We start from the raw sequence: 23,566 nt of genomic DNA, 5'->3' as shown, positions 1-23,566 counted from the left end.
GCAAAGGACAGGAGGACGAATCCTACACTGCGCCCACCTTCAAGACCTGCAGGAGCGAACGACGCCATGAACATCGGCATGCTTGTATTCCCCGACATCACCGCCATCGACTACGTGGCCCCGGCCGACCTGCTGGCGCGCATCCCGGGCGCGCGCCTGCAACTGGTGTGGAAGCACCGGGACCCGATCCGCACCGAGCTCGGGTGGGAGTTCCGCGCCACCTCCAGCTTCGACGACTGCGGGCCGCTCGACATGATCGTGGTGCCGGGCGGCCCGGGTGTCGGCGCGCTGATGCAGGACGAGGAGGTGCTGCGCTTCCTGGCACGGCAGGGCGCGCAGGCGCGGTGGGTCGTCGGCATCTGCACCGGTCCCCTGGTGCTGGGCGCCGCCGGGCTGCTGGACGGCTACCAGGCCACCTGCCACTGGGCTTCGCATGCGCTGCTGCCGCTGGTGGGCGCGACCGCGGTGGACCGGCGTGTGGTGGTGGACCGCAACCGGATTACCGGCGCGGGGATGACCTCGGGCATCGATGCCGCCCTGCAGGCCATCGCGGAGGTCAGCGGCGCCGAAGTGGCCCAGGGCGTTCAGTTGTTCGCCGAGTACGACCCGCAGCCGCCCTTCGATACCGGCACGCCGCACAAGGCGCCTGCCGCGATGGTGCGGGCGGCGCGGGAGAAGGTCCGCGGCATCGTGGAAGAGCGCCGCGCGATCCTGGCCGCGCGCCCAGCGCAAGCGCCCGTGTTGAGCTGATCGGGGAACAGCATGCCAACGTCCTCCTCCCGCCGCGCACGGCGGCTGCTGCTGGCATCGCTCGCCGCCTGCGCGTTGATGTCATCCTCGATCGGCCAGGCGCAGGAGCACCGGGGCGCGATCCGGCTGCTCGTCGCATCCGAAGACCGGCGCCAGGACGCTGGCCGAGCTGAAGACCTGGTTCGCGGCGCACCGGGCGGATGCCAGCATCGGCGTGCCGGCACCGGCCAGCGCGCCGGAATTCGTGGCCGGAAGGATCGCGCGGGCCTTCCAGGTCGACGCGGTGCCGGTGGCCTATCGCGGCGCGACGCCGATGGTGCAGGACCTGCTCGGCGGCCAACTCGCGGCGGGCGTCTCGGGCATCTCCGACTTCCTGCCGTACCACGAAGGCCGCAGGCTGCGGATCCTGGCCGTCTCCCGCGCTACTTCCCTGCTGACCGGCGTGCCTTCGTTCGCGGATGCGGGCCTCGGCGGGCTCGAGGCCACGGACGTGTTGGGCCTCTACGCGCCGGCTGCGACGCCAGAGGCCACCGTCGCGCGCTACAACCAGGCGCTGCAGCGCGTGCTCGCCATGCCCGAGGTGGCGGCCAGGCTGCGCGGCCATGCCATGACCGTGCTCTCAGGCACGCCCGCCGAGCATGCGCAGCGGCTGGCCCAGGTCTCCCGTATGCTGGCGGGCCTCGTGCAGGAAAGCGGCTTCGTCCCCCAGTGAATGGCCGGATAGCTGCGCTTCGGCCTTGCGACAATACATGCCCCTGAAAGAGAGAGCAGCCATGCAATTCGCCACCCGCCTCGACAACGTCGAAACCTCTGCCATCCGAGAACTCTTCAAGCTGCTGGGCAAGCCCGGCATCATCAGCTTCGCAGGCGGCTTTCCGGACAGCGCGATGTTCGACGTCGAGGGACTGCGCGAAGCCAGTACCAAGGCCCTCGCGGAAGAGCCGGGGGGCGCGCTCCAGTACGGCGCCACCGAAGGCTACGAGCCCCTGCGCGCGCAGCTCTCGGCCTTCATGAAGGGCAAGGGCGTGGAGGTCGACCCGAACGGCCTGATCGTCACCACCGGCAGCCAGCAGGCGCTGGACCTGCTGGGCAAGACGCTTGTCTCGCCCGGTGACAAGGTGATCGTCGAAGGGCCGACTTTCCTCGCGACCATCCAGTGCTTCCGCCTCTATGGCGCCCAGTTGATCAGCGCGCCCGTCGACGCCGACGGGGTGCAGGTCGATCAGCTGGAACAACTGATCGTGGAGCACAAGCCCAAGTTCGTCTACCTGATCCCGACCTTCGGCAATCCCAGCGGCGCCACGCTCAGCCTGGAGCGCCGGCGGAAGGTGCTGGAACTGGCGGTGAAGCATCGGACCGTGATCGTGGAAGACGATCCCTATGGCGACCTCTACTTCGGCAAGGCGCCGCCGCCCTCGCTGATGGCGCTCACCCGGGAAGTGCCGGGCAGCCGCGAGCTCGTGGTGCATTGCGGCAGCCTCAGCAAGGTGCTGAGCCCGGGCCTGCGTATCGGCTGGATGATCGCGCCGCCCGAACTGCTGGCGAAGGCCACCATGTGCAAGCAGTTCAGCGATGCCCACACGAGCACTTTCTCCCAGGCCACCGCAGCGCAGTACCTCAAGAGCGGGCGCATGCCCGACACGCTGGCGCACGTGCGCAAGGTTTACGGCGAGCGTGCGGCCGCCATGGGCGCCGCGCTGAAGCGCGAGCTGGGCGATGCGATCACCTTCACGCAACCGGGTGGCGGTCTGTTCTTCTGGGCACGCTTGACCGGTGCGGGCGGCAAGCTGGCCGATGCGAACGTGCTCGCGCAGCGCGCGATCGAGAAGCTGGTGGCCTTCGTGCCCGGCGCGCCGTTCTACGCAGAGAAGCCCGATCTGGCAACCCTGCGCCTGAGCTTCGCGACCGCCAACGTCGAGAAGATCGAAGAGGGCATCCAGCGCCTGGGCGCGGCGCTCTGAGCCTGCCTCAGCGCAGCGCGTCGGCCAGGCGCAGGCCGTAGCGCTGCTCGGCCTCCTGCAGCGAGGGCGCGATCGACGGGTGCAGGCGCACGCCGCCCGCGCGCTGTTCGGCACGCCGCTGCAATCCGCGCTCGCCCGGCATGCGCACCGGCCTGCCGGCATCGGCGGGCGGGTTCGTACGGCATTGTTCGGCCAGGTGGTCCATCTGCCGCAGGAAGGCTGCCTTGCCGCCGAAGGCACTCAGGTCGTGCAGTGTGAGGTGCACGGTCGCACCCCAGCCCTCGGGTGCATCGGCGCGGCCGTGGCCGGCCAACCCCGCCGTGAGCGCTTCGACCAGCAGGGCGAACCCGTAGCCCTTGTGACCGTGGCTCAGGCCGCCGACCGGCAGCAGCGTGCCGGGCGGATTGGCGAACAGTACGGCGGGATCCCTGCTGGGCCGGCCCTGGGCATCGATCAGCCATTCCTCGTCGAAGCGCTCGCCTGCCTTGTGCTTGCGGTTGCTCATGCCGTTGGTGGTGATGGAGGCCGAGATGTCGACCATCACGCCGCCGTTGCCGAGCGGAAAGCCCAGCGCCAGCGGGTTGGGCGTGAACACCGCCCGCGTGCCGCCGAAGGGCGCCACGCTCGCGGTGTTGGGATCGGAGCAGGCGAGCACCAGCAGCATGTCCTCCTCGAGCGCGCGCAGCAGGTAGACGGCCAGGCAGGCGATGTGGTGGCTGCGCCGGATCACCAGCGAGGCGGTGCCGAGTTCGCGCGCCCTCGGCACCAGCAGGTCCAGACCCTGGTGGACCAGCCAGGGGCCGGGCAGGCGCTGGCCGTCCCACAGCACGGCGGCGGGGCGGTCGGAGACGACGAGCGGCGCGCCGTCGCGCGTCATCCGGCCGCCTTCCAGCTCCTTCAGATAACCCGCCAGCAGCGCGAGGCCGTGCGTGTCGTGGCCGAGCAGGTCGCCCTGCACCAGCGTGTCGGCGACGGTGTCGGCGAGCGGCTCAGCCAGCCCGGCACGCTGCAGCAGCCCTGCGGCATAGCGGGTGAGGGCGGTGGCGTCGTAGCGGGGCGATGTGTCGTTCATGGCGTCAGTGTGCTCTTGCCGGCTGCTTCAGCGCAGCACTTCGAGCAGCCGGTCGAGGCCGCCCTCGTCGATGGCCACCATGGCCTGCTCGCGCACCTTGGGCTTGGCGTGGTAGGCCACGGAGAGGCCGGCCTCGCCCATCATCGGCAGGTCGTTGGCGCCGTCGCCCACCGCGATGCACTCGCCGGGCGAGACGCCCAGCAGCGATGCGACTTCCAGCAGCGTGCGGCGCTTCTCGGCGCCGTCGCAGATGTCGCCCCAGGACTGCGTGACCACGCGTCCGGTCAGGTGGCCGTCGGCCTCGTCGAGCAGGTTGGACCGCGCCAAATCGATCCCCAGGCGATCCTTCACCCGGTTGGCGAAGAAGGTGAAGCCGCCGGAGACCAGCAGCACCTTGAGGCCCGCGGCCTTGCAGGCCGCCACCAGCGCCTCGGCACCCGGGTTGAGGCGCAGGCGCCGGTCGTAGACCTCCTGCAGCGCCGTCACGGGCACGCCCTGCAGCAGGGCGACGCGGCGGCGCAGGCTTTCCTTGAAGTCCTTGATCTCGCCGCGCATCGTGGCCTCGGTGATGGCCGCGACCTCGGCCTTCTTGCCGACCGCATCGGCGATCTCGTCGATGCACTCGATGTTGATCAACGTCGAGTCCATGTCGAAGGCGATCAGCTTGAAGTCGGCGAGGGCGAGAGGCGGTGTGAAGCCTTGGACGACGAGGCCGGGGGAGAGGGGCAGGGCGGGATTCATGCCGGTTCGGCTTCCTGTACTTTCGGTTGTCCAAGGCTGCGCAGCACGTCGCGCACCATCTGCGCCCGGTCCTTCGGCTCCTTGAGTTCGCGCTCGATGCGCAGCTTCTCGTTGCCGGCCAGCTTGATGTGCCGGTTCTTCTGGATCAGCTGGATGATGGCCATCGAATCGACCGGTGGATCCTTCTTGAAGCTGATGTTGATCACGCCCGGCGCGGCATCGACCTTGACCACGCCGTAGGGCCGCGCCAGCACGCGCAGGCGGTGCACGTCGATCAGCGTCTGCGCCTGCGGCGGCAGCTTGCCGAAGCGGTCGACGATCTCCTCGAGCAGGGCGTCGATCTGGTCGGAGGTCCGGGCGGTGGCGAGCTTCTTGTAGAAGGACAGGCGCAGGTGCACGTCGCCGCAGTAGTCCTCTGGCAGCAGGGCGGGCGCGTGCAGGTTGATTTCGGTGGTGACCGACAGCGGCGCCAGCAGGTCGGGCTCCTTGCCTGCCTTGAGCGAGCGCACGGCCTCTGCCAGCATCTCGTTGTAGAGCTGGAAGCCGATCTCCATCATGTTGCCGCTCTGGTTCTCGCCCAGCACCTCGCCGGCGCCGCGGATCTCCAGGTCGTGCATGGCGAGGTAGAAGCCCGAGCCCAGTTCCTCCATCTGCTGGATGGCGTCGAGGCGTTGCGCGGCCTGCTTGGTCAGGCCCTCGATGTCCGGCACCATCAGATAGGCATAGGCTTGGTGATGACTGCGGCCGACGCGGCCGCGCAGCTGGTGCAGCTGGGCCAGGCCGAACTTGTCGGCGCGGCTCATCACGATCGTGTTGGCGCTCGGCACGTCGATGCCGGTCTCGATGATGGTGGAACACAGCAGCAGGTTGTAGCGCTGGGCCACGAAGTCGCGCATCACGCGCTCCAGCTCGCGCTCGGGCATCTGGCCGTGGGCCACGGCGATGCGCGCCTCGGGCAGGATCTGCTCCAGCTTCTGGCGCCGGTTCTCGATGGTCTCGACCTCGTTGTGCAGGAAGTAGACCTGCCCGCCGCGCTTGAGCTCGCGCAGCACGGCCTCGCGGATCACGCCGGTGCCCTCGTTGCGGACGAAGGTCTTGATGGCCAGGCGGCGCTGCGGCGCGGTGGCGATCACGCTGAGGTCGCGCAGGCCTTCGAGCGCCATGCCCAGGGTGCGGGGGATGGGCGTTGCGGTGAGGGTGAGCACGTCCACCTCGGCGCGAAGGGCCTTCATGGCCTCCTTGTGGCGCACGCCGAAGCGGTGCTCCTCGTCGATGATCAGCAGGCCCAGGTTCTTGAACTGGACGCTGGAGGACAGCAGCTTGTGCGTGCCGACCACGATGTCGACGCTGCCGTCGGCCAGGCCCTTGGCGGCGGTGTTGATTTCCTTGGTCGAGCGGAAGCGGCTCATCTCCGCCACCTTGACCGGCCATTTGGCGAAGCGGTCCACCAGCGTCTGGTAGTGCTGCTCGGCCAGCAGCGTGGTGGGTGCGAGGAAAGCCACCTGCTTGCCGCCGGTCATCGCAACGAAGGCTGCGCGCAGCGCCACCTCGGTCTTGCCGAAGCCGACGTCGCCGCAGACCAGCCGGTCCATCGGCCGGGGCGAGATCATGTCCTGGATCACGGCATGGATCGCGGCCTTCTGGTCGGCGGTCTCGTCGAAGCCGAAGTCGTTGGCGAAGACCTCGTAGTCGGCCGCCGAGAAGCGGAAGGCATGGCCTTCGCGCGCCGCGCGGCGGGCGTAGATGTTGAGCAGCTCGGCGGCGGCGTCGCGCACCTGCTCGGCCGCCTTGCGCTTGGCTTTTTCCCACTGGCCGGAGCCCAGCTTGTGCAGCGGGGCCTCGTCGGCGCTGACGCCGGTGTAGCGGCTGATCAGGTGCAGTTGCGCGACCGGCACGTAGAGCGTGGCCTTGTCGGCGTACTCCAGGTGCAGCATCTCCTGCATCAGGGGCTTCCCGTCAGGGCCGGTACCCTGGCCCAGGTCCATGTGGACGAGGCCCCGGTAGCGGCCGATGCCGTGCGCCGAATGCACCACCGGGTCGCCGACCGCCAACTCGCTCAGATCCTTGATCAGCGCCTCGACGTCGCTGACCTGCTCCTGCTTGCGGTTGCGGCGGCGGGTGCTGGGGGCGGTGGCAAAGAGCTCGGTCTCGGTGACGAAGTCGATGCCCTGCTCGGTCCAGGCGAAGCCGGCGGCGAGCGCGGCGGTGGCGATGCCGGTCTTCTCGTCGGCCGCGGCCTCGAACTCGGCCAGGGAGTCGAAGGCCGGGGGATTGAGGCCGCTGGCGCGCAGGAAGTCGAGCAGGCTCTCGCGGCGGCCGTCGCTTTCGGCGATGAAGAGCACGCGGTGCGGCGTGGCGGCGATGTGGGCCTTGAGCTTGACCAGCGGATCGTCCGCGCCGCGCACCACCGCGAAGGGCGGGAGCGCGTCGAACTCGGCGTAGGGCGTGCCTTCGGCGGATCGGATCGCCAGCTGCGCATGCGGCTTGGCGCGCTGGTAGAACTGCTCGGCGTTGAGGAACAGCGCTTCCGGCGGCAGCGCGGGCCGCTCCGGGTCGCCGCGCACCAGGCGGTAGCGCTCGCCGGTGTCCTGCCAGAAATGCTGGAAGGCCGGCTCGAGCTCGCCGTGCAGCACCACGGTGGTGTCGGCGCCCAGGTAGTCGAAGACGGTGGCCGTCTCCTCGAAGAAGAGCGGCAGGTAGTACTCGATGCCGGCGGTCGCGACGCCGTTGCCCATGTCCTTGTAGAGGCGGCTGCGCGTCGGGTCGCCTTCGAGCAGCTCACGCCAGCGATGGCGGAAGCGCGCACGGGCGTCGTCGTCCATCGGGAACTCGCGGCCCGGCAGCAGGCGCACCTCGGGCACGGGGTAGAGGCTGCGCTGGGTGTCCGGGTCGAAGGTACGAATGGAGTCGATTTCGTCGTCGAACAGGTCGACCCGGAACGGCACCTGCGAACCCATCGGGAACAGGTCGATCAGGCCGCCGCGCACGGCGTATTCGCCTGGGCTCACGACCTGCGTGACGTGGCTGTAACCTGCCAGCGTGAGCTGGGCCTTGAGCTTGGACTCCTCCAGCTTCTGCTTGACCTTGAAGTGGAAGGTGTAGCCGGCCAGGAAGGACGGCGGCGCGAGGCGATAGAGCGCGGTGGTGGCCGGCACCAGCACCACGTCGGCCTCCTTCTGGCTGATGCGCCAGAGCGTGGCCAGGCGCTCGCTGATGAGGTCCTGGTGCGGCGAGAAGCTGTCGTAGGGCAGCGTCTCCCAGTCGGGGAAGAGGGCGCAGCGCAGGGTGGGCGCGAAGAAGGCGAGTTCGTCGATCAGCCGCTGCGCGTCGTTGGCATCGGCGGTGAAGACGGCGGTGGCGCGGCCTGCTGCGCTTTCGCGGCCGGCGAGCTGGCCCAGCAGCAGCGCATCGGCGGAGAGGGCGGGGCGTGGCAGCGTGAAGCGCTTGCCTGGCGTGAGGTGGGGGAGGTCCATGGGATGCCGGAGAAATGCAGAACACCCCGCGCCGCGCGGCGAGGGGTGTGAGGCCCGATTCTAGAATGGCTGCCTTTTGGGCGCAGCCTACCGATCCATGATCGCTTCCCGTCTTTTCGTGTTGATTCCCTGCGCGGGCTCGGGCAGCCGCGCCGGCGGCGTCGGTCCCAAGCAGTACCAGCGCGTGGCCGGGCGGCCGATGGTGCGGCACACGTTGGAAGCCTTCCGCGCGCTGGCCGGGCGCTTTGCCGGCATCGCGGTGGTTGTGTCGCCGCAGGACCGCGAGATCTCGGCCGCGCTGCCGCTCTTTCCGGCGGCGGGCGAGCACCTGCTGCAGGTCGGCGGCGCCACGCGGGCGGCGAGTGTTCGCAACGGCCTGCAGGCCTTGAAGCAGGTGGCCGGTGCGGGCCCGCACGACTGGGTGCTGGTGCACGATGCGGCGCGCTGCCTGGTCACGCCGACCCAGATCGAGGCCTTGATCGCGGCCTGCGAGCACGATGCCGTCGGCGGCCTGCTGGCCCAGCGTCTGGCGGACACCCTCAAGGCCGCCTCGCCGGACGGCCGGGTGGCGGACACGCTGACCCGTGCCGACAAGTGGCTGGCGCAGACGCCGCAGATGTTCCGCATCGGCATGCTGCTCGACGCGCTCGAGCGCACCGGCGACACGGTGACCGACGAGGCCAGCGCGATCGAGGCGATCGGCCTGGCGCCCCTGCTGGTTCCGGGCAGCGCGCAGAATTTCAAGCTGACCTTCCCCGAGGACTTCGCGCTGGCCGAGGCGCTGCTGCAGACTCGGCGCGCCGCATCCACATGAGCGCTTTCAACATCCGCATCGGCGAAGGCTGGGACGTGCACCAGTTGGTCGCCGGACGCAGGCTGATCCTGGGCGGCGTCGAGATCCCGCACACCACCGGCCTGCTGGGCCACTCGGACGCCGACGTGCTGCTGCATGCCATCACCGACGCCCTCTTGGGCGCGGCGGGGCTGGGCGACATCGGCCGCCATTTCCCCGACACCGATGCGCAGTTCCGCGGCGCCGATTCGGCGGTGCTGCTGGCCGAGGCGGCGCGCCGCGTGCGCGCCGCGGGGTGGGAGATCGGCAACGTCGACGGCACCGTGATCGCGCAGGCGCCGAAGCTGGCGCCGCACATCCCGGGCATGTGCACGCGGATCGCCGCTGCGCTCGGGATCGAGGCCGGCCAGGTCAACGTCAAGGCCAAGACGGCCGAGAAGCTGGGGCCGGTGGGCGAGGGGCGGGCGATGGAAGCGCGCGCGGTGGCGCTGCTGCATCGCTGAGGCTCGGCTACTTGGAGGAAGTCGCCACCGGGCCTTCGACCTTGGCCGAGGCGGCGCGCGGCATCCGGATGTGGGCCGCGAGGCCGCGGCCCGGCGTGCTGGTGAGGGCGAAGGTCCCGCCCATGCGCTCGATGTTCTTGGTCACGATCGACAGGCCCAGCCCCGCGCCGGCCGCGGAGGTGCGGGCCGTGTCGCCGCGGAAGAAGGGCTTGCTGAGCTGGGAGAGCAGGGCGGGCGCGACGCCGGCGCCATGGTCGCGCACCTTGATCAGCACGGCATCGTTGTGCGCCTGCGCCTGGATCGTGATGTCGGCCACGCCGCTGGAAGGCGTCTTGCCGTAGCGCCGTGCGTTCTCGACCAGGTTGGAGATCACGCGCTGCAGCTCCACCTCGTCGGCCATCACGCGTAGGTCGGCGGGCACGTCGACCGTGATCTTGATGTCCTCGTGGTCCTGCACCGCGTAGACGCAGGCGTCGACCACGTCGCGCAGCAGCACCGGCTTGAACTCCACGTGGTCGGGCCGCGCGTAGTCGAGGAACTTGTCGATGATGGCGTCCAGCTGGGCGATGTCGGCCGCCATGTGCTCGCGGGCGTCCTCGTCGGTCACGCTCATCTCGGTTTCCAGCCGCAGGCGCGCCAGCGGGGTGCGCAGGTCATGGGAGATACCCGCCAGCATCACGGCGCGATCCTGCTCGATCTTGGCCAACTGGTCGGCCATGCGGTTGAAGCCGACGTTCACCGCGCGAATTTCGTTCGTGCGGGCGCGCTCGTCCAGCCGGTGCGCCTCGTATTCACCTTCCCGTACCTGCATGGTGGCGCGCGACAGCTGCTTGAGCGGCAGGTTGATCAGGCGCGTGATCAGCGCCGCCCCGGCCAGCGAGAGCGCCATGGTCGTCACCAGCCACACCAGCCAGGTGCGGCTGCCCAGGCGGGTGAAACGGGTGGGGTCGAGCAGCAGCCAGTAGGCGTCACTCTCGATGGTGAAGCCGATCCAGAGGCCGGGCTCGTCGTTCACCCGGCTCGCGACCGTCGTGCCCTCGCCGAGCCGGTCGATCAGCTCCTCGGTCACACGCTGGTCCAGCGCGCCGGTGGTGTAGGGCATGAAGCGGTCGTTGGGCTCGCGCGGCAGGATGCGCACGCCTTCCTGGTCGGCCAGGGTCTTGATCAGCGACACGCGGGTGATGGCGTCGGAATACACCAGCGCGGCGCGCGTAAGGTTGACCAGCGAAGCGATCTGGTGCGCGGTCTGGATGGCGCGCGGCTCGTATTCGAGAGCGCGGAAGGTCTGCAGCCAGGCGACCGTGCAGCCGATCAGCAGGAGCACCAGCAGGAAGAAGGTGCGCCAGAACAGGCTCAGCCCGAGCTGCAGCCGTGGCTTGCGCTTCGGCTGGCCGAGGCCCTCCAGCGGGCTCGGCAAAGTGACTTGCGGGCCGTCTTCGCCGAAGGGGGTGGGCGATGTCGTCTTGGGGCCGAAGGTGGCGGCCACGGAAACTCGGTGCCTCAGGTCGTGCCGTCCGGCACGAACACGTAGCCGACGCCCCAGACGGTCTGGATGTAGCGTGGCTGCGCGGCGTCGGATTCGACCAGCTTGCGCAGGCGCGAGATCTGCACGTCCAGGCTGCGGTCGAAGGGCTCGAATTCGCGGCCGCGCGCCAGCTGGGCCAGCTTCTCGCGTGACAGCGGCTGGCGCGGATGCCGCACGAGGGCCTTGAGCATCGCGAACTCGCCGGTCGTGAGGGACAGCTCCTCGCCGTCCTTCTTGAGGGTGCGCGAGCCGAGGTCGAAGCTGAAGGGGCCGAAGTTCACCGTCTCGTTGTCCGTGGAGGGGGCACCCGGCGCCTCCAGTGGCGGGCGGCGCCGCAGCACCGCGTGCACCCGGGCCAGCAGCTCGCGCGGGTTGAAGGGCTTGCCCAGGTAATCGTCGGCGCCGACCTCCAGGCCGACGATGCGGTCCACGTCCTCGCCCTTGGCGGTGAGCATGATGATGGGCGTGCGGTCATTGGCGGCACGGAGGCGGCGGCAGACCGAGAGGCCGTCTTCGCCGGGCATCATCAGGTCGAGCACGATCAGGTCGACCGTGTCGCGCAGGAGGATGCGGTTGAGCGCCTTGCCGTCTTCCGCCACGATGACCTCGAAGCCTTCCTGGGTCAGGTAGCGACGCAGCAGGTCGCGGATGCGTGCGTCGTCGTCGACGATCACGATCTTGTCTGTGCGAGCGGGTGATTGATTCATTTCTACAACGCCAAATTTGTAACAGTGCCGATTTTGAAGGGGATGAGGAGCCATTGAGGCCTCTTTTCGTACTCGTTTGACACTAAGTTACAAAACTTGCGGGCGCTAGCCCTCTTGACGCTTGCCACATATGTGGCGGTGGCACAGTCGTCCCGAGCCCGCCAATTCCCATCCATGAAATCCGCTTTTGTCAGTTCCTCCCTCCTGCTGCTGTGCTGCGCCCTGTCTGCGCAAGCGGAACCTTGGGGATTCATCCGGGTCGGAGACCAGCGGCGCAGCGAAGTGCGCGCCGAGGTGCGCGAAGCGGTCGAGGCCCATCGGGCGGCGAAGCGGGAGGAAATCCGGCGGGAAGAGGCCGCCGTCGGCCGCCGGCTAACGCCGGCCGAGCTCGTCGAATTGCGGCAGCAGGTGCGGCAGCAGTGGGTGCCGAGGCAGGATCCCCGGCAGGAACTGATCCACTCGGCAGAATCACAGCCGGCCGAGCGCTTGATGCCGCCCCCGGGCAGCAACCTGCTGACGGCACCGCGCAGCCAACGCCCGTGAGCGCGGCCCGCAAGGGCCGGTCGTTCTTTTCTTTATTCCATCGGGAAGATACTCAGCTTGAAAAAGATCAAGAAGATCGCGGCGTGCGCCGCATTGATGAGCGCCGGCGCTGTGATGGCCCAGAGCGCACCCTGGACGCCGCCGCAGAACGTGCTTCAGCTGTCGGCCGACGGAACGGTGGAGGTGCAGCAGGACCTGCTGTCCATGACCCTGAGTACCACGCGCGACGCAGCTGACGCGGCAACGGTGCAGACGCAGCTGAAGACCGCGTTGGACGCCGCGCTGGCCGAGGCGAAGAAGAATGCCCAGGTGGGTTTGCTCGACGTGCGCACCGGCAACTTCAGCCTGGTGCCGCGCTACACGCGCGACGGCAAGATCACCGGGTGGTCTGGCACCACTGAACTGGTGCTGGAAGGCAAGGACTTTCCGCGCATCACGCAGACGGCCGGCCGCATTTCCACCCTCACCGTGGGAGGCATCGGCTTTGGCCTGAGCCGCGAACAGCGCGCCAAGGTGGAAGCCGAGGCGCAGACCATCGCGATCGAGAACTTCAAGCAGAAGGCCGCAGAGCTCGCCAAGGGCTTCGGCTTCGGCGGCTACACCTTGCGCGAGGTCTCGGTCAATGCCAACCAGGGCGGGCCGATCCGGCCCCGCATGATGGCGGTGGAGGCCGCGTCCTCGAAGATGGCCTACGACTCGGCCGTGCCGGTCGAGGCTGGCAAGACCAGCGTGGTGGTCAACGTCTCGGGCTCGGTGCAGCTGAAGTAGTCGGCTGCCCCGGGCCGGCCCAAGGCGGCCGAGCCTCCCCTCGGGGGGTACACGCAGCGAAGCGCAGTGAAAAGCCGGGGGGCTCTACTACTGGGCGGTCCAGCCGCCGTCGACCTGCCAGGCCACGCCGCGCACCTGATCGGCGGCTGTCGAGCACAGGAAGACCGCGAGGCCACCCAGTTGCTCGACCGTGGTGAACTGCAGCGACGGCTGCTTTTCGCCGAGCAGATCCTTCTGGGCCTGCTCGACCGATATGCCTTCGCGCGCCGAGCGGTCATCGATCTGCTTCTGGACCAGCGGCGTCAGCACCCAGCCCGGGCAGATTGCATTGCAGGTCACGCCGGTGGTGGCGGTCTCCAGCGCCACTGCCTTGGTGAGCCCGACGATGCCATGCTTGGCCGCCACGTAGGCCGACTTCTGCGCCGAGGCCACGAGCCCGTGGGCCGAAGCGATGTTGATGATGCGGCCCCAATTGGCTTCGCGCATGGCCGGTACTGCCAGGCGCGTGGTGTGGAAGGCGCTGCTGAGGTTGATCGCGATCACCGCGTCCCAGCGCTCCGCCGGAAAGTCCTCGACCTTTGCGACGTGCTGGATGCCGGCATTGTTGACGAGGATGTCGATGCGGCCGAACTTCGAGGCGCCGAACTGCATCATGTCCTCGATGTCCGACGGCTTGCTCATGTCGGCACCGTGGTAGTCGACCTTCACGCCCAACGAGGCGATCTCGGTCTTCGACCCCTCGGCGTCGCCGAAACCGTTGAGCACGATGTTGGCGCCCTGTTGCGCCAGCGCCTTCGCGATACCGAGGCCGATGCCACTGGTGGACCCCGTGACAAGCGCGGTTTTGCCTTTGAGCATGATGATCAATCTCCGGATGAATTAGGATGCGACGAGCCCATTATCTTCATCGCCTTTTGCTCCGTTTCATGATCGAGCCCGTCGTCCGTCACGCCGCCCGGGAGGGGGCGATCGAGTGAAGCGCGATCAACCCGGCCTCTCGATGTCCGGCGCTTCCGTGGTCGACTATCCGCTGTCGGCCGCGACCGCCGAGCGCACGCCCGTGCAGGCGAACATGCTTGCGCGGGCCCGCGCCTTCGCCGAGCCGCTGATCGCCGACGAGACGCTGGACACTGGCGAGAACACGCTTGCGCATGCCGACGCGGTCGCCGCGATCGTGGCCGCGATGGGCGGCTCGGAGGCGATGCAGGCGGCCAGCTACCTGGTCTATTCCTGCCAGCACCTGAACCGTCCGCAGGAGGTGATCGCCAAGGTCTTCGGCGACAACTTCGCCGCGCTCGCGGTGGAGACCACCAAGCTCGTGCACGTGCAGAAGCAGGCACGCACGGCCACGGCGAGCGCGCACCTGGCGGACGGGGCCGGCACGCAGACCGAAAACGTGCGCAAGATGCTGCTCGCCTTCTCGCGCGACCTGCGCGTCGTGATGCTGCGGCTCGCTTCGCGGCTTCAGACTCTGCGCTATGCGGCGGCGAGCAAGCAGCCGGTGCCGGAGGGCGTGGCGCGCGAATCGCTGCAGGTGTTTGCGCCGCTGGCGAACCGGCTGGGCATCTGGCAGGTCAAGTGGGAGATCGAGGACCTGTCCTTCCGCTTTCTGGAGCCCGACACCTACAAGCTGATCGCCCGCCTGTTGGACGAGAAGCGCATCGAGCGCGAGGGCTACGTCGAGCAGTTGCGCTCGAGGCTGGAGCGCGAGCTGGCCGGGGAGGGCGTCAAGGCCACCGTGCAGGGGCGGCCGAAGAACATCTACAGCATCGTCAAGAAGATGCGCGGCAAGTCGCTGGACTTCGCGCAGGTCTTCGACATCCTGGCGCTGCGCGTCGTGGTGGCCGACGTGAAGGACTGCTATGCGGCGCTGGCCTGGGTGCATTCGCACTTCCAGCCGATCACCGAGGAGTTCGACGACTACATCGCGCGGCCCAAGCCGAACGGGTACCAGTCGCTGCACACGGTCGTGCGCGAGGTGGTCGGCGGGCATGTGGGCAAGCCGATCGAGATCCAGATCCGCACGCAGGAGATGCACGACCATGCGGAGCATGGCGTGGCGGCCCACTGGGCCTACAAGGAAGCGGGCCAGAAGGGCTACGCGGGCGTGTGGGCGAGCGGCGAATACGACGCCAAGATCGCCGTGCTGCGGCAACTGCTGGCCTGGGAGCGCGACCTGTCCGGCGGCTCGCAGGGGCAGGGCCTCTTCGATGACCGCATCTACGTGCTGACGCCCGATGCAGCCATCGTCGAATTGCCGCAGGGTGCGACGGCGGTCGACTTCGCCTACTCGGTGCACACCAGCCTGGGTCATCGCTGCCGTGGTGCGCGCGTCGACGGTGCGATGGTGCCCTTGAACACGCCGCTGCAGAACGGGCAGACGGTGGAGATCATCGCGGCCAAGGAGGGCGGTCCGTCGCGCGACTGGCTCAACGCGGAGTTGGGCTATCTCGCCAGCCATCGGGCGCGTGCCAAGGTGCGTGCCTGGTTCAATGCGCAGATTACGCATGAGACGGTGGCGCGCGGACGCGAAGCGGTCGAGAAGGTGCTGCAGCGCGAGGGCAAGACCGCGCTGAAGCTCGATGACCTGGCTTCGCAGCTGGGGTTCAAGTCCGCCGATCAGTTGTTCGAGGTGGTGGGCAAGGACGAGTTCTCGCTGCGCAACATCGAGATGCTGTTGCGTCCGCCGCCGGAGCCCGTGCAGGCACCGGATGACGGCGTGGTCATCAAGAAGGCGCGTGCCGGTACCAATACCGGCAAGGGCGGGGTGCTGGTGGTCGGCGTCTCATCGCTGATGACCCAGCTCGCCAAGTGCTGCAAGCCGGCGCCGCCCGATCCGATCCGCGGCTTCGTGACGCGCGGGCACGGCGTCAGCATCCACCGCGCCAACTGCAGCAGCTTCCGGATGATGGCAGCCCGCGATGCCGAGCGCGTGATCGACGTGGAGTGGGGCGAGCCGCATGGCGGCGGCGATGCGTCGGTGTATGCGGTCGACGTGGCGGTCGAGGCGGCAGATCGCCAGGGCCTGTTGCGCGACATCTCCGACGTATTTGCGCGCGAGAAGATGAACGTGATCGGCGTGCAGACGCAATCGGTCAAGGGCACCGCATGGATGACCTTCACGATCGAGATCGGTGACGCGGCGCGGCTCGCGCAGGTGCTGGCCGTGGTCGCGGTGGTGCCCGGGGTGCGTTCCGCACGACGCCGCTGAAAAAGTGCATCACGCGGCCTGCTATACTCCCATCTCTCGAACGAACTCAGGCGCGTAGCTCAGCTGGTTAGAGCACCACCTTGACATGGTGGGGGTCGTTGGTTCGAGTCCAATCGCGCCTACCAATCCTTTCCCGAAGCGAAGCAGCCGACAACCAGCGGCTGCCCCTCCGCGACGGCGTTTCTTCCCCCGCATGGCCTACGGCCTTCGTCGACTGGCGAATACGTCGACAGTTGTGGTAACTTGGCCGCTCGCCATCACCACCACACCCCGCAATCCGGAGAAACGATGACCACGCCTGAGACTGAGACCGGTCCGGCACTCGAGGAACTCCGCTTGGCAGCGTTGCTGCGCCAGGCCCCGCTGGAGTTCGCACGCGTGGTCTATGGGCTGAATGACCGGGCCAATGGTCGGGCCGGCACCATGGCCGCCGAGGACGTCGCGCGAACGGTGCGGCAGGGGTCACCCGTCACGCGGGAACGGGCCGAGCAGCGCGCACGGGGTTACCTGCCGCTGGCGGGCCATGAGCACTGCCCGCGCTGCTGGGTCTTCAACGGCGTCAAGAGTCCCTTGCACTTTCGCGACAGCACCGAGGAGCGCCCCGAGTCGGCGGTCTGCAAGGTGTGCGGCGCCGAGTACGCCACGACGCTGGATTGACGGCGCTGGCCGGTCAGGGTAAACCTTGGCGCGGTGCAGCAAACCCGCTCCCTAGAATGGTTTGCGCTTGAAGCGCCAAACCTCAAGGAGTCCGTAGTGCAGAGCAAGAAGTCCGCTGGTGACAAGCCGGCGCAGCGGGTCATCAAGAAATATCCGAACCGCAGGCTCTACGACACGGAAACCTCCGCCTACATCACCCTCACCGAGGTCAGGCAGCTGGTGATGGACAAGTCGCCCTTCGTGGTGCGGGATGCCAAGAGCGGGGACGACCTGACGCGCAGCATCCTGCTGCAGATCATCCTGGAAGAGGAGGCCGGGGGCGCACCGATGTTCACCGAGCAGGTGCTCGCAAACATCATCCGCTTCTATGGCCATGCGATGCAGGGCTACATGGGGCCTTATCTGGAGAAGAACATCCAGGCCATGGCGGAGGTGCAGGCGCAACTGGCCGAGAAGGCACAGGCGCTCACGCCCGAGATGTGGTCACGCTTCATGACCCTGCAATCCCCGGTGCTCCAGGGCCTGATGGGCAGCTACGTTGAACAGTCCAAGAATGTCTTTCTGCAGATGCAGGAGCAGATGCAAAAAAACACCGAGCAGGTGCTGGGCGCCTTCGGCCTCAAGCGACCCCAAAACGGGCAGACCGACCGTTAGCGCTGACAATAGGGGGCTATGAGCGAAGTAGCTTCCCCCGAACCCACGACCGTGTCGGCCGCCGCGCCCAAGGTGGGCTTCGTCAGCCTGGGCTGCCCCAAGGCGCTGACTGATTCCGAATTGATCCTGACCCAACTGAGTGCCGAGGGCTACCAGACCTCCAAGACCTTCGAAGGCGCCGACTTGGTGATCGTCAACACCTGCGGCTTCATCGATGACGCGGTCAAGGAGAGCCTGGACACCATCGGCGAGGCGCTGGCCGAGAACGGCCGCGTGATCGTCACCGGCTGCCTGGGCGCCAAGACCGGCGAGGCCGGCGGCAACTTGGTGCGCCAGATGCATCCGAGCGTGCTGGCTGTCACCGGCCCGCACGCGACGCAGGAGGTGATGGACGCGGTCCACGCCAACCTGCCCAAGCCGCACGATCCCTTCATCGACCTGGTGCCGCAGGCCTTCGGTGTCGCGGGGTTGAAGCTGACGCCGCGGCACTACGCCTATCTGAAGATCAGCGAGGGCTGCAACCACCGCTGCACCTTCTGCATCATTCCCTCGATGCGCGGCGACCTCGTGTCGCGGCCTGTGGGCGATGTGCTCGGCGAGGCCAAGGCCCTGTTCGAAGGCGGCGTCAAGGAACTGCTGGTGATCAGCCAGGATACCTCGGCCTATGGCGTCGATGTGAAGTACCGCACCGGCTTCTGGGACGGCAAGCCGGTCAAGACCCGCATGCTGGAACTGGTGCATACGCTGGGCGAGATCGCCGAGCCCTACGGCGCCTGGGTTCGTCTGCACTACGTCTATCCCTATCCGAGCGTGGACGAAGTGGTTCCGCTGATGGCGAGCGGCAAGGTGCTGCCGTACCTCGACGTGCCGCTGCAGCATAGCCATCCCGATGTGCTGCGACGGATGAAGCGCCCCGCCAGCGGCGAGAAGAACCTGGAGCGCATTGCGCGCTGGCGCGAGATCTGCCCGGACCTGGTGATCCGCAGCACCTTCATTGCCGGCTTTCCCGGCGAGACGGAGGCGGAGTTCGAGCACCTGCTCGACTTCATCCGCGAGGCCGAGATCGACCGCGCCGGCTGCTTCGCCTACAGCCCCGTCCAGGGTGCGGCCGCCAACGAGCTGCCAGGCATGCTGCCGGAGGCCGAGCGCGAGGCGCGTCGTGCGCGTTTCATGGAAGTGGCCGAAGCGGTGTCTGTTGCCAGGCTGCGGCGGCGCATCGGCGCGACCATGCAGGTGCTGGTCGATTCAGCGCCGGCTCTCGGACGCAAAGGTGGCGTGGGTCGGACCTATGCCGATGCACCCGAGATCGACGGCACGGTGCGCCTGCTGCCGCCGGAGAAGATCAGCAAGACGCTGAAGGTCGGCGAGTTCACGCGCGCCCGCATCGTCGGCGCCGAGGGGCACGACCTGGTCGCGCTGCCCATCTGATGCTGTCTGGAACGGACAAGAAAAAAGCCACCGGAGACCGGTGGCTTCAATCGAAGAATACCCAGAAGGGTTGTCTAAACTTGGTGCCCAGAAGAGGACTCGAACCTCCACGATGTTACTCGCTAGTACCTGAAACTAGTGCGTCTACCAATTCCGCCATCTGGGCCCACTTGCTGCTTGGGGTTTGACCCCTCGCAACAGGTTTGAATTTCAGGAAAGAAAGAGAGTATATATCAAAAATTTGAGCCACTCCGGCGGTCTGCTGGACGAAGTCGAAGGCACGGTGCAAGGTCATCGCGATGGGCACGGTTTCGTGCAGCGCGACGATGGTGAAGCCGACATCTATCTGCCCCCCAACGAGATGCGCGCTGTGTTGCACAAGGACCGCGTCAAGGCGCGCGTCGTGCGCCAGGATCGGCGCGGCCGACCCGAGGGTCGCGTTGTCGAGATCATCGAGCGGCCGGAGCAGCCGATCATCGGTCGCTTGCTGCACGAAGGCGGCATCTGGCTGGTCGCTCCCGAAGACAAGCGCTACGGCCAGGACGTGCTGATCCCCAAGGGTGCGACAGGCACGGCCAAGGTCGGCCAGGTGGTCGTCGTGCAACTGACCGAGCCGCCCGCGTTGTTCGGCCAGCCCGTCGGCCGCGTGAAGGAAGTGCTTGGCGAGATCGACGATCCGGGCATGGAGATCGAGATCGCGGTGCGCAAGTACGGCGTGCCGCACGAGTTCTCCGAAGCCTGCCTGGCCGAGGCCAAGGCCTTGCCCGACAAGGTGCGGACCACCGACAAGAAGGGCCGCGTCGACCTGACCGATATCCCGCTGGTCACCATCGATGGCGAGGATGCGCGCGACTTCGACGATGCCGTTTACTGCGAGCCCGCCAAGGTGGGCCGCGGCAAGGGCTGGCGCCTGCTGGTCGCGATCGCGGACGTCAGCGCTTATGTGCACACCGGCTCGGCCATCGACATCGATGCCTATGACCGAGCGACCAGTGTCTACTTCCCGCGCCGCGTGATCCCGATGCTGCCGGAGAAGCTGTCGAATGGCCTGTGCTCGCTCAACCCCGAGGTGGAGCGGCTGTGCATGGTGTGCGACATGCTGGTGGCGGCTGATGGCGAGATCTACGCCTATCAGTTTTACCCCGCGGTGATGTGGAGCCATGCACGCTTCACCTACACCGAGGTGGCAGCGATCCTGGCCAACACCCGCGGCCCCGAGGCGGCCAGGCGCAAGGAGCGGGTGAAGGACCTGTTGAACCTGCACGACGTCTATCGCGCGCTCCTGCAGCAGCGCGGCAAGCGCGGCGCGGTGGACTTCGAGACCACCGAGACCCAGATCATCTGCGACGAGGCCGGCCGCATCGAGAAGATCGTGCCGCGCGTGCGCAACGAGGCGCACCGCCTGATCGAGGAGGCCATGCTCGCTGCCAACGTCTGCAGCGCAGACTTCATCGCCGAGGGCAAGCACCCGGGGCTCTACCGTGTGCACGAAGGTCCGACCCCCGAGAAGAAGGAGATCCTGCGCGGCTACCTCAAGGCCATGGGCGTGGGCCTGTCGATCACGGACGATCCCCGGCCCGGCGAGTTCCAGGCGATTGCCGAGGCGACGAAGGAGCGGCCCGATGCGCAGCAGATCCACACCATGCTGTTGCGCTCGATGCAGCAGGCTATCTACACGCCGATCAACAGCGGCCATTTCGGCCTGGCCTACGAGGCCTACACCCATTTCACCAGCCCGATCCGTCGCTACCCGGATCTGCTGGTGCATCGCGTGATCAAAGCCATCCTGAGCCGGACCAAGTACCAGTTGCCGATGCTGCCGACGCCGGGCGAGGCCCACGCCAAGCTTGCCAAGCGGCTGGCCTCGCGCGTGAAATCGCCCACTGCCAAGCCGCAGAAGACCAGCGTGGCGCCGAGCAAGGAAGTGCTGGCCTGGGAAGCGGCAGGCTTGCACTGCAGCGCCAATGAGCGGCGTGCCGACGAGGCCAGCCGCGACGTGGAGGCCTGGCTCAAGTGCAAGTACATGCGTGAGCACCTGGGCGAGGAATACGGGGGCGTGGTCACGGCTGCCACCACCTTCGGCATCTTCGTCACGCTCGATGCGATGTACGTGGAAGGGCTTGTGCACATCACCGAGCTCGGCGGCGAGTACTTCAAGTTCGACGAGCAGCGGCAGGAGCTGCGCGGCGAGCGCACCGGCATCCGCTACGCGATCGGCACCCGCGTGCGGGTGCAGGTCAGCCGGGTCGACCTCGATGGCCGCAAGATCGACTTCCGTCTCGTGCGCGAAGGCGAGGAGCTTGCGGCGCGCGCGATGAAGGACAAGGGCGTGGCCGCCGCCGGTGTGCCGGCCAAGGCTTCGACCAAGCGCAGCGCGCGGAAGAAGCCCGAGGCGGTGGCGGCGGTGGAGCGTGTGCCGGGGGCAGCGCCGCAATCCGCGATGCAGGCTTTTCGCTCGGCCGTCAAGAAGGCTGCCAACAAGATGAAAGGGCGCAAGACGCGTCGCTGAAGGAGAAACGAAGATGAGTGCAGACAAGAAGAGCCGCATCGCGATCGTGACGGGCGCCGGCACTGGCATCGGCCGCGCAGCAGCGCTGGCCCTGTTGGGCGACGGATGGAGCGTGGTGCTGGCCGGCCGCCGGCTGGAGCCTCTGGAGCAGGTGGCCGACGAGTCCGGCGCCGGGGGCCGTGCGTTCGCGGTGCCGACCGACGTGGCCAATCCGGAGTCGGTGCAGGCCCTGTTTGCTGCCGCGGTGGAGCGCTTCGGGCGGGTCGACCTCCTGTTCAACAACGCCGGCGTCGGCAACCCGCCGGGACCCTTCGAGGACTGGACGCCGGAACAATGGCGCGGCGTGGTCGACATCAACCTCAACGGGATGTTCTATTGCATCCAGCAGGCCTTCCGCACGATGAAGGCACAGACGCCGCGCGGCGGCCGCATCATCAACAACGGATCGATCTCCGCCACCGCGCCGCGACCCAATTCGATCGCCTACACCGCGACCAAGCATGCGGTGCAGGGGCTGACCAAGACGGCTTCGCTCGACGGCCGCAAGCATGACATCGCGGTCGGCCAGATCGACGTGGGCAACGCGCTGACCGAGCTGGCCGCGCGGATGGCCAAGGGCGTGCCGCAGGCCAATGGCGAGATCGCGATCGAGCCCGTGATGGATGTGGCCATCGTCGGCCAGTCCGTGCTCTACATGGCGAACCTGCCGCTGGAGGCCAACGTGCTGTTCCACACAGTGATGGCGACCAAGATGCCCTTCGTCGGGCGCGGGTAGACGGGCTTCAACCTCGTGCCAGTGCGCCGGCCGTGAGGGGCAGGCGTGCCGGCCAGCGCTCTGCCCGCGCGCCATGCTCCCAGGCGGCTTCCCAACTGGCTGCCATCGGCGGGCGTCCGGCTGCGAGTGCTGCGCCGATCATGCCGGCCAGCACGTCACCCGTGCCGGCGGTGGCGAGGCGCGCATTGCCTGTGGGATTGATCAGCGGCGTTTCGCCCGGGGCTGCGACGATGGTGCCCGATCCCTTGAGAACAACCGTGGCACCGAAGCGTCGCGCGAGTTCGCACGCCGTGCGCAATCGGTCGGCCTGCACCTCGGCCGTGCTCGTGCCCAGCAGGCGCGCGGCTTCCAGGGGATGCGGCGTCAGGACCGTGGGCCGGCCGGCGCGGGCGGCGAGCTGGCGTTGCAGCACATCGTCGGCGGCAATGGCATTGAGCGCGTCGGCATCGAGCACCAAGGCTTGGGAGGCGCCGAGCACCTTGGGAAGCAGGTCACGCACGGCCTCGCCGCCACCGCAGCCGCAGACCACGCTCAGATCCGGCAGCGCCAGCGCGACGGGGAGCCGGAACATCAACTCGGGCTGTGCAGCGGCCAGGGCTGGAAGCTCCGCATCGAGCGATGCCACGTACACCCGGCCGGCGCCGGCATGGAGTGCCGCGGAGGCCGCCAGCAAGGCGGCCCCTGCCATGCCGGGCGCCCCGCCGATCACCGCTACATCGCCGTAGCTGCCCTTGTGCGTGGCATGGCGCCGGGCCATTGCGCCCGGCGCGCCGGGCAGGCGAGCAGTGGGCGGCTCGGCGCCCGGCGAGGCCTCCAGGTCATCGAACCACAGCTCGCCGGAGGCGTCGCGTCCTTGCCCAGTGAAGAGTCCGGGCTTGAGCGTCAGCAGGCTCAGGCACAGCCGGCGGGTCTCCTGGACGCGGTCGGCGGTGGGTGCCAGGAAGTCCAGTGAGAGGGTGCCCGTATCGGCATTCAACCCGGCGGGCAGATCGATGCTCAGCACGGGCGCGGTGCCCATGTGCATGCGCCGCAGCCAATCCGCCATCAGGCCGTCGGGGGCGCGGCCGGCGCCGAGGCCGAGCAGGGCATCGATGGCCAGATCGGCGTGCGCGGGCGGCGCGTCGGCGAAGCGCACGCCGGCGTCCTGCGCTCGTTGCAGCGAGGCGCGTGCATCGGCCGGCAGGCGGGCGTCGTCGCCGATGCGCGTGACGACCGGTGTGAAGCCGCGGCGCTGGAGCTGGGTCGCCGCCTCGAAGCCATCGCCGCCGTTGTTGCCTGGGCCGCAGGCGACCCAGATCGTGCGGGCATGCGGCGCCACGGCCATCGCGAGCCGTGCGACCGCCAGCCCGGCGCGCTGCATCAGGGTGTGGGCCGGCAGGATGGCCGCGGCGGCCTGTTCGATCCGGCGCGAGGCGGCCGTGCCGAACAGCGGTGCAGCGGTGGCGGCGGTGATGCGTTGCATGCGGGGCGTTCCGGTTTCGGAGAGGCTGCGGAAG

The 23,566-nt window shown here is 68.2% G+C and carries 21 protein-coding genes and 2 tRNA genes; 14 read left to right on the top strand and 9 right to left on the bottom strand.

Annotated elements, in window-relative coordinates; genetic code table 11:
• Nucleotides 1-66 precede the first annotated feature (66 nt).
• Nucleotides 67-750 (top strand): DJ-1/PfpI family protein, encoded by a 684-nt coding sequence (locus A8M77_RS17970; RefSeq protein WP_086922870.1) that lies wholly within the window; start codon nt 67-69, stop codon nt 748-750.
• An 81-nt stretch (nt 751-831) separates the two neighbouring features.
• Here A8M77_RS17970 and A8M77_RS37250 read toward each other — a convergent pair whose 3' ends face one another.
• Complete coding sequence (locus tag A8M77_RS37250) at nt 832-960, bottom strand: hypothetical protein (protein ID WP_272947443.1); 129 nt, start codon at nt 958-960, stop codon at nt 832-834.
• A gap of 4 nt (nt 961-964) precedes the next feature.
• Between A8M77_RS37250 and A8M77_RS17965 the strand changes: the two genes are divergently transcribed.
• Nucleotides 965-1,462: a tripartite tricarboxylate transporter substrate-binding protein gene (locus A8M77_RS17965; protein ID WP_238136863.1), complete on the top strand. Its 498-nt coding sequence runs from the start codon at nt 965-967 to the stop codon at nt 1,460-1,462.
• A 61-nt stretch (nt 1,463-1,523) separates the two neighbouring features.
• On the top strand, nt 1,524-2,711 hold the full coding sequence (locus A8M77_RS17960) for an aminotransferase-like domain-containing protein (protein WP_086922868.1): 1,188 nt from the start codon (nt 1,524-1,526) through the stop codon (nt 2,709-2,711).
• A gap of 7 nt (nt 2,712-2,718) precedes the next feature.
• Here the strand turns inward: A8M77_RS17960 and A8M77_RS17955 are convergent, their stop codons facing one another.
• Genes A8M77_RS17955 through mfd form a run of 3 tightly spaced genes read right to left on the bottom strand, consistent with a single transcriptional unit; the run spans nt 2,719 to nt 7,997 of the window.
• Nucleotides 2,719-3,783, bottom strand: a complete 1,065-nt coding sequence (locus A8M77_RS17955; RefSeq protein WP_086922867.1) for an Ldh family oxidoreductase — start codon at nt 3,781-3,783, stop codon at nt 2,719-2,721.
• Nucleotides 3,784-3,810: 27 nt separating this feature from the next.
• Nucleotides 3,811-4,524: a phosphoserine phosphatase SerB gene (gene serB, locus A8M77_RS17950; protein ID WP_086922866.1), complete on the bottom strand. Its 714-nt coding sequence runs from the start codon at nt 4,522-4,524 to the stop codon at nt 3,811-3,813.
• Nucleotides 4,521-7,997: a transcription-repair coupling factor gene (mfd, locus tag A8M77_RS17945; protein WP_086922865.1), complete on the bottom strand. Its 3,477-nt coding sequence runs from the start codon at nt 7,995-7,997 to the stop codon at nt 4,521-4,523. Before mfd ends, serB begins: the two co-directional genes overlap by 4 nt.
• Before the next feature lie 97 nt (nt 7,998-8,094).
• Here mfd and ispD point away from each other — a divergent pair, with 97 nt between their 5' ends.
• Together ispD and ispF are read left to right on the top strand one after the other, a co-directional pair.
• The gene (gene ispD, locus A8M77_RS17940; RefSeq protein WP_086922864.1) at nt 8,095-8,811 is read left to right on the top strand and encodes a 2-C-methyl-D-erythritol 4-phosphate cytidylyltransferase; all 717 of its coding nucleotides are present in this window, start codon (nt 8,095-8,097) and stop codon (nt 8,809-8,811) included.
• A complete protein-coding gene (gene ispF, locus A8M77_RS17935) occupies nt 8,808-9,293 on the top strand; it encodes a 2-C-methyl-D-erythritol 2,4-cyclodiphosphate synthase (protein ID WP_086922863.1) in 486 nt (161 codons plus the stop codon). The genes ispD and ispF overlap by 4 nt, the downstream gene beginning before the upstream one ends.
• 7 nt (nt 9,294-9,300) lie before the next feature.
• On the opposite strand, the gene A8M77_RS17930 is transcribed toward ispF, so the two are convergent.
• Together A8M77_RS17930 and ompR are read right to left on the bottom strand one after the other, a co-directional pair.
• Entirely contained in the window at nt 9,301-10,710 is a 1,410-nt protein-coding gene (locus tag A8M77_RS17930; protein ID WP_086922910.1) for a sensor histidine kinase, read from the bottom strand.
• 83 nt (nt 10,711-10,793) lie between these two features.
• Complete coding sequence (gene ompR, locus A8M77_RS17925; RefSeq protein WP_076997046.1) at nt 10,794-11,525, bottom strand: osmolarity response regulator transcription factor OmpR; 732 nt, start codon at nt 11,523-11,525, stop codon at nt 10,794-10,796.
• Nucleotides 11,526-11,699: 174 nt separating this feature from the next.
• Here ompR and A8M77_RS17920 point away from each other — a divergent pair, with 174 nt between their 5' ends.
• Nucleotides 11,700-12,068: a hypothetical protein gene (locus tag A8M77_RS17920; protein ID WP_143694644.1), complete on the top strand. Its 369-nt coding sequence runs from the start codon at nt 11,700-11,702 to the stop codon at nt 12,066-12,068.
• Nucleotides 12,069-12,125: 57 nt separating this feature from the next.
• Nucleotides 12,126-12,836, top strand: a complete 711-nt coding sequence (locus A8M77_RS17915) for an SIMPL domain-containing protein (RefSeq protein ID WP_086922862.1) — start codon at nt 12,126-12,128, stop codon at nt 12,834-12,836.
• A gap of 87 nt (nt 12,837-12,923) precedes the next feature.
• Here A8M77_RS17915 and A8M77_RS17910 read toward each other — a convergent pair whose 3' ends face one another.
• Entirely contained in the window at nt 12,924-13,694 is a 771-nt protein-coding gene (locus tag A8M77_RS17910; RefSeq protein ID WP_086922908.1) for a 3-hydroxybutyrate dehydrogenase, read from the bottom strand.
• 142 nt (nt 13,695-13,836) lie between these two features.
• Here A8M77_RS17910 and A8M77_RS17905 point away from each other — a divergent pair, with 142 nt between their 5' ends.
• The 5 genes from A8M77_RS17905 (at nt 13,837) to rimO (ending at nt 18,786) form a co-directional block, all read left to right on the top strand.
• A complete protein-coding gene (locus tag A8M77_RS17905; protein WP_086922861.1) occupies nt 13,837-16,047 on the top strand; it encodes a RelA/SpoT family protein in 2,211 nt (736 codons plus the stop codon).
• A 48-nt stretch (nt 16,048-16,095) separates the two neighbouring features.
• Nucleotides 16,096-16,172 (top strand) — tRNA-Val (locus A8M77_RS17900).
• Nucleotides 16,173-16,335: 163 nt separating this feature from the next.
• Nucleotides 16,336-16,704, top strand: coding sequence for a hypothetical protein (locus A8M77_RS17895; protein WP_086922860.1), 369 nt, complete (start codon nt 16,336-16,338; stop codon nt 16,702-16,704).
• Nucleotides 16,705-16,800: 96 nt separating this feature from the next.
• Nucleotides 16,801-17,358 carry a polyhydroxyalkanoate synthesis repressor PhaR gene (gene phaR, locus A8M77_RS17890; RefSeq protein ID WP_192871632.1) on the top strand — a complete coding sequence of 186 codons (558 nt, stop codon included), beginning with the start codon at nt 16,801-16,803 and terminating at the stop codon, nt 17,356-17,358.
• 18 nt (nt 17,359-17,376) lie between these two features.
• Complete coding sequence (gene rimO / locus A8M77_RS17885) at nt 17,377-18,786, top strand: 30S ribosomal protein S12 methylthiotransferase RimO (RefSeq protein ID WP_086922858.1); 1,410 nt, start codon at nt 17,377-17,379, stop codon at nt 18,784-18,786.
• Between the two features lie 81 nt (nt 18,787-18,867).
• On the opposite strand, the gene A8M77_RS17880 is transcribed toward rimO, so the two are convergent.
• Nucleotides 18,868-18,952: transfer RNA gene (locus A8M77_RS17880), tRNA-Leu, on the bottom strand.
• Nucleotides 18,953-19,027: 75 nt separating this feature from the next.
• On the opposite strand from A8M77_RS17880, the gene rnr reads away from it, so the two are divergent.
• On the top strand, nt 19,028-21,295 hold the full coding sequence (gene rnr, locus A8M77_RS17875) for a ribonuclease R (RefSeq protein WP_443271627.1): 2,268 nt from the start codon (nt 19,028-19,030) through the stop codon (nt 21,293-21,295).
• Between the two features lie 13 nt (nt 21,296-21,308).
• The gene (locus A8M77_RS17870; protein ID WP_086922857.1) at nt 21,309-22,070 is read left to right on the top strand and encodes an SDR family oxidoreductase; all 762 of its coding nucleotides are present in this window, start codon (nt 21,309-21,311) and stop codon (nt 22,068-22,070) included.
• Nucleotides 22,071-22,077: 7 nt separating this feature from the next.
• Here the strand turns inward: A8M77_RS17870 and A8M77_RS17865 are convergent, their stop codons facing one another.
• Entirely contained in the window at nt 22,078-23,532 is a 1,455-nt protein-coding gene (locus A8M77_RS17865; protein ID WP_086922856.1) for an NAD(P)H-hydrate dehydratase, read from the bottom strand.
• Between the last annotated feature and the right edge of the window lie 34 nt (nt 23,533-23,566).

Source organism: Variovorax sp. JS1663 (assembly GCF_002157355.1).
In the GTDB taxonomy this organism is placed as follows: Bacteria; Pseudomonadota; Gammaproteobacteria; order Burkholderiales; family Burkholderiaceae_C; genus Variovorax.
This window is presented reverse-complemented; position numbering and strand designations above follow the sequence as displayed.

Coding starts and splice junctions, on each gene's coding strand:
- serB (WP_086922866.1), bottom strand. CDS start 4,524: ATGAATCCCGCCCTGCCCCTCTCCCCCGGCCTCGTCGTCCAAGGCTTC.
- ispD (WP_086922864.1), top strand. CDS start 8,095: ATGATCGCTTCCCGTCTTTTCGTGTTGATTCCCTGCGCGGGCTCGGGC.
- ompR (WP_076997046.1), bottom strand. CDS start 11,525: ATGAATCAATCACCCGCTCGCACAGACAAGATCGTGATCGTCGACGAC.
- A8M77_RS17910 (WP_086922908.1), bottom strand. CDS start 13,694: ATGCTCAAAGGCAAAACCGCGCTTGTCACGGGGTCCACCAGTGGCATC.
- ispF (WP_086922863.1), top strand. CDS start 8,808: ATGAGCGCTTTCAACATCCGCATCGGCGAAGGCTGGGACGTGCACCAG.
- A8M77_RS17970 (WP_086922870.1), top strand. CDS start 67: ATGAACATCGGCATGCTTGTATTCCCCGACATCACCGCCATCGACTAC.
- A8M77_RS17960 (WP_086922868.1), top strand. CDS start 1,524: ATGCAATTCGCCACCCGCCTCGACAACGTCGAAACCTCTGCCATCCGA.
- A8M77_RS17955 (WP_086922867.1), bottom strand. CDS start 3,783: ATGAACGACACATCGCCCCGCTACGACGCCACCGCCCTCACCCGCTAT.
- A8M77_RS17920 (WP_143694644.1), top strand. CDS start 11,700: ATGAAATCCGCTTTTGTCAGTTCCTCCCTCCTGCTGCTGTGCTGCGCC.
- A8M77_RS17905 (WP_086922861.1), top strand. CDS start 13,837: ATGTCCGGCGCTTCCGTGGTCGACTATCCGCTGTCGGCCGCGACCGCC.
- A8M77_RS37250 (WP_272947443.1), bottom strand. CDS start 960: ATGCTGGCATCCGCCCGGTGCGCCGCGAACCAGGTCTTCAGCTCGGCC.
- A8M77_RS17865 (WP_086922856.1), bottom strand. CDS start 23,532: ATGCAACGCATCACCGCCGCCACCGCTGCACCGCTGTTCGGCACGGCC.
- mfd (WP_086922865.1), bottom strand. CDS start 7,997: ATGGACCTCCCCCACCTCACGCCAGGCAAGCGCTTCACGCTGCCACGC.
- A8M77_RS17895 (WP_086922860.1), top strand. CDS start 16,336: ATGACCACGCCTGAGACTGAGACCGGTCCGGCACTCGAGGAACTCCGC.
- A8M77_RS17870 (WP_086922857.1), top strand. CDS start 21,309: ATGAGTGCAGACAAGAAGAGCCGCATCGCGATCGTGACGGGCGCCGGC.
- rimO (WP_086922858.1), top strand. CDS start 17,377: ATGAGCGAAGTAGCTTCCCCCGAACCCACGACCGTGTCGGCCGCCGCG.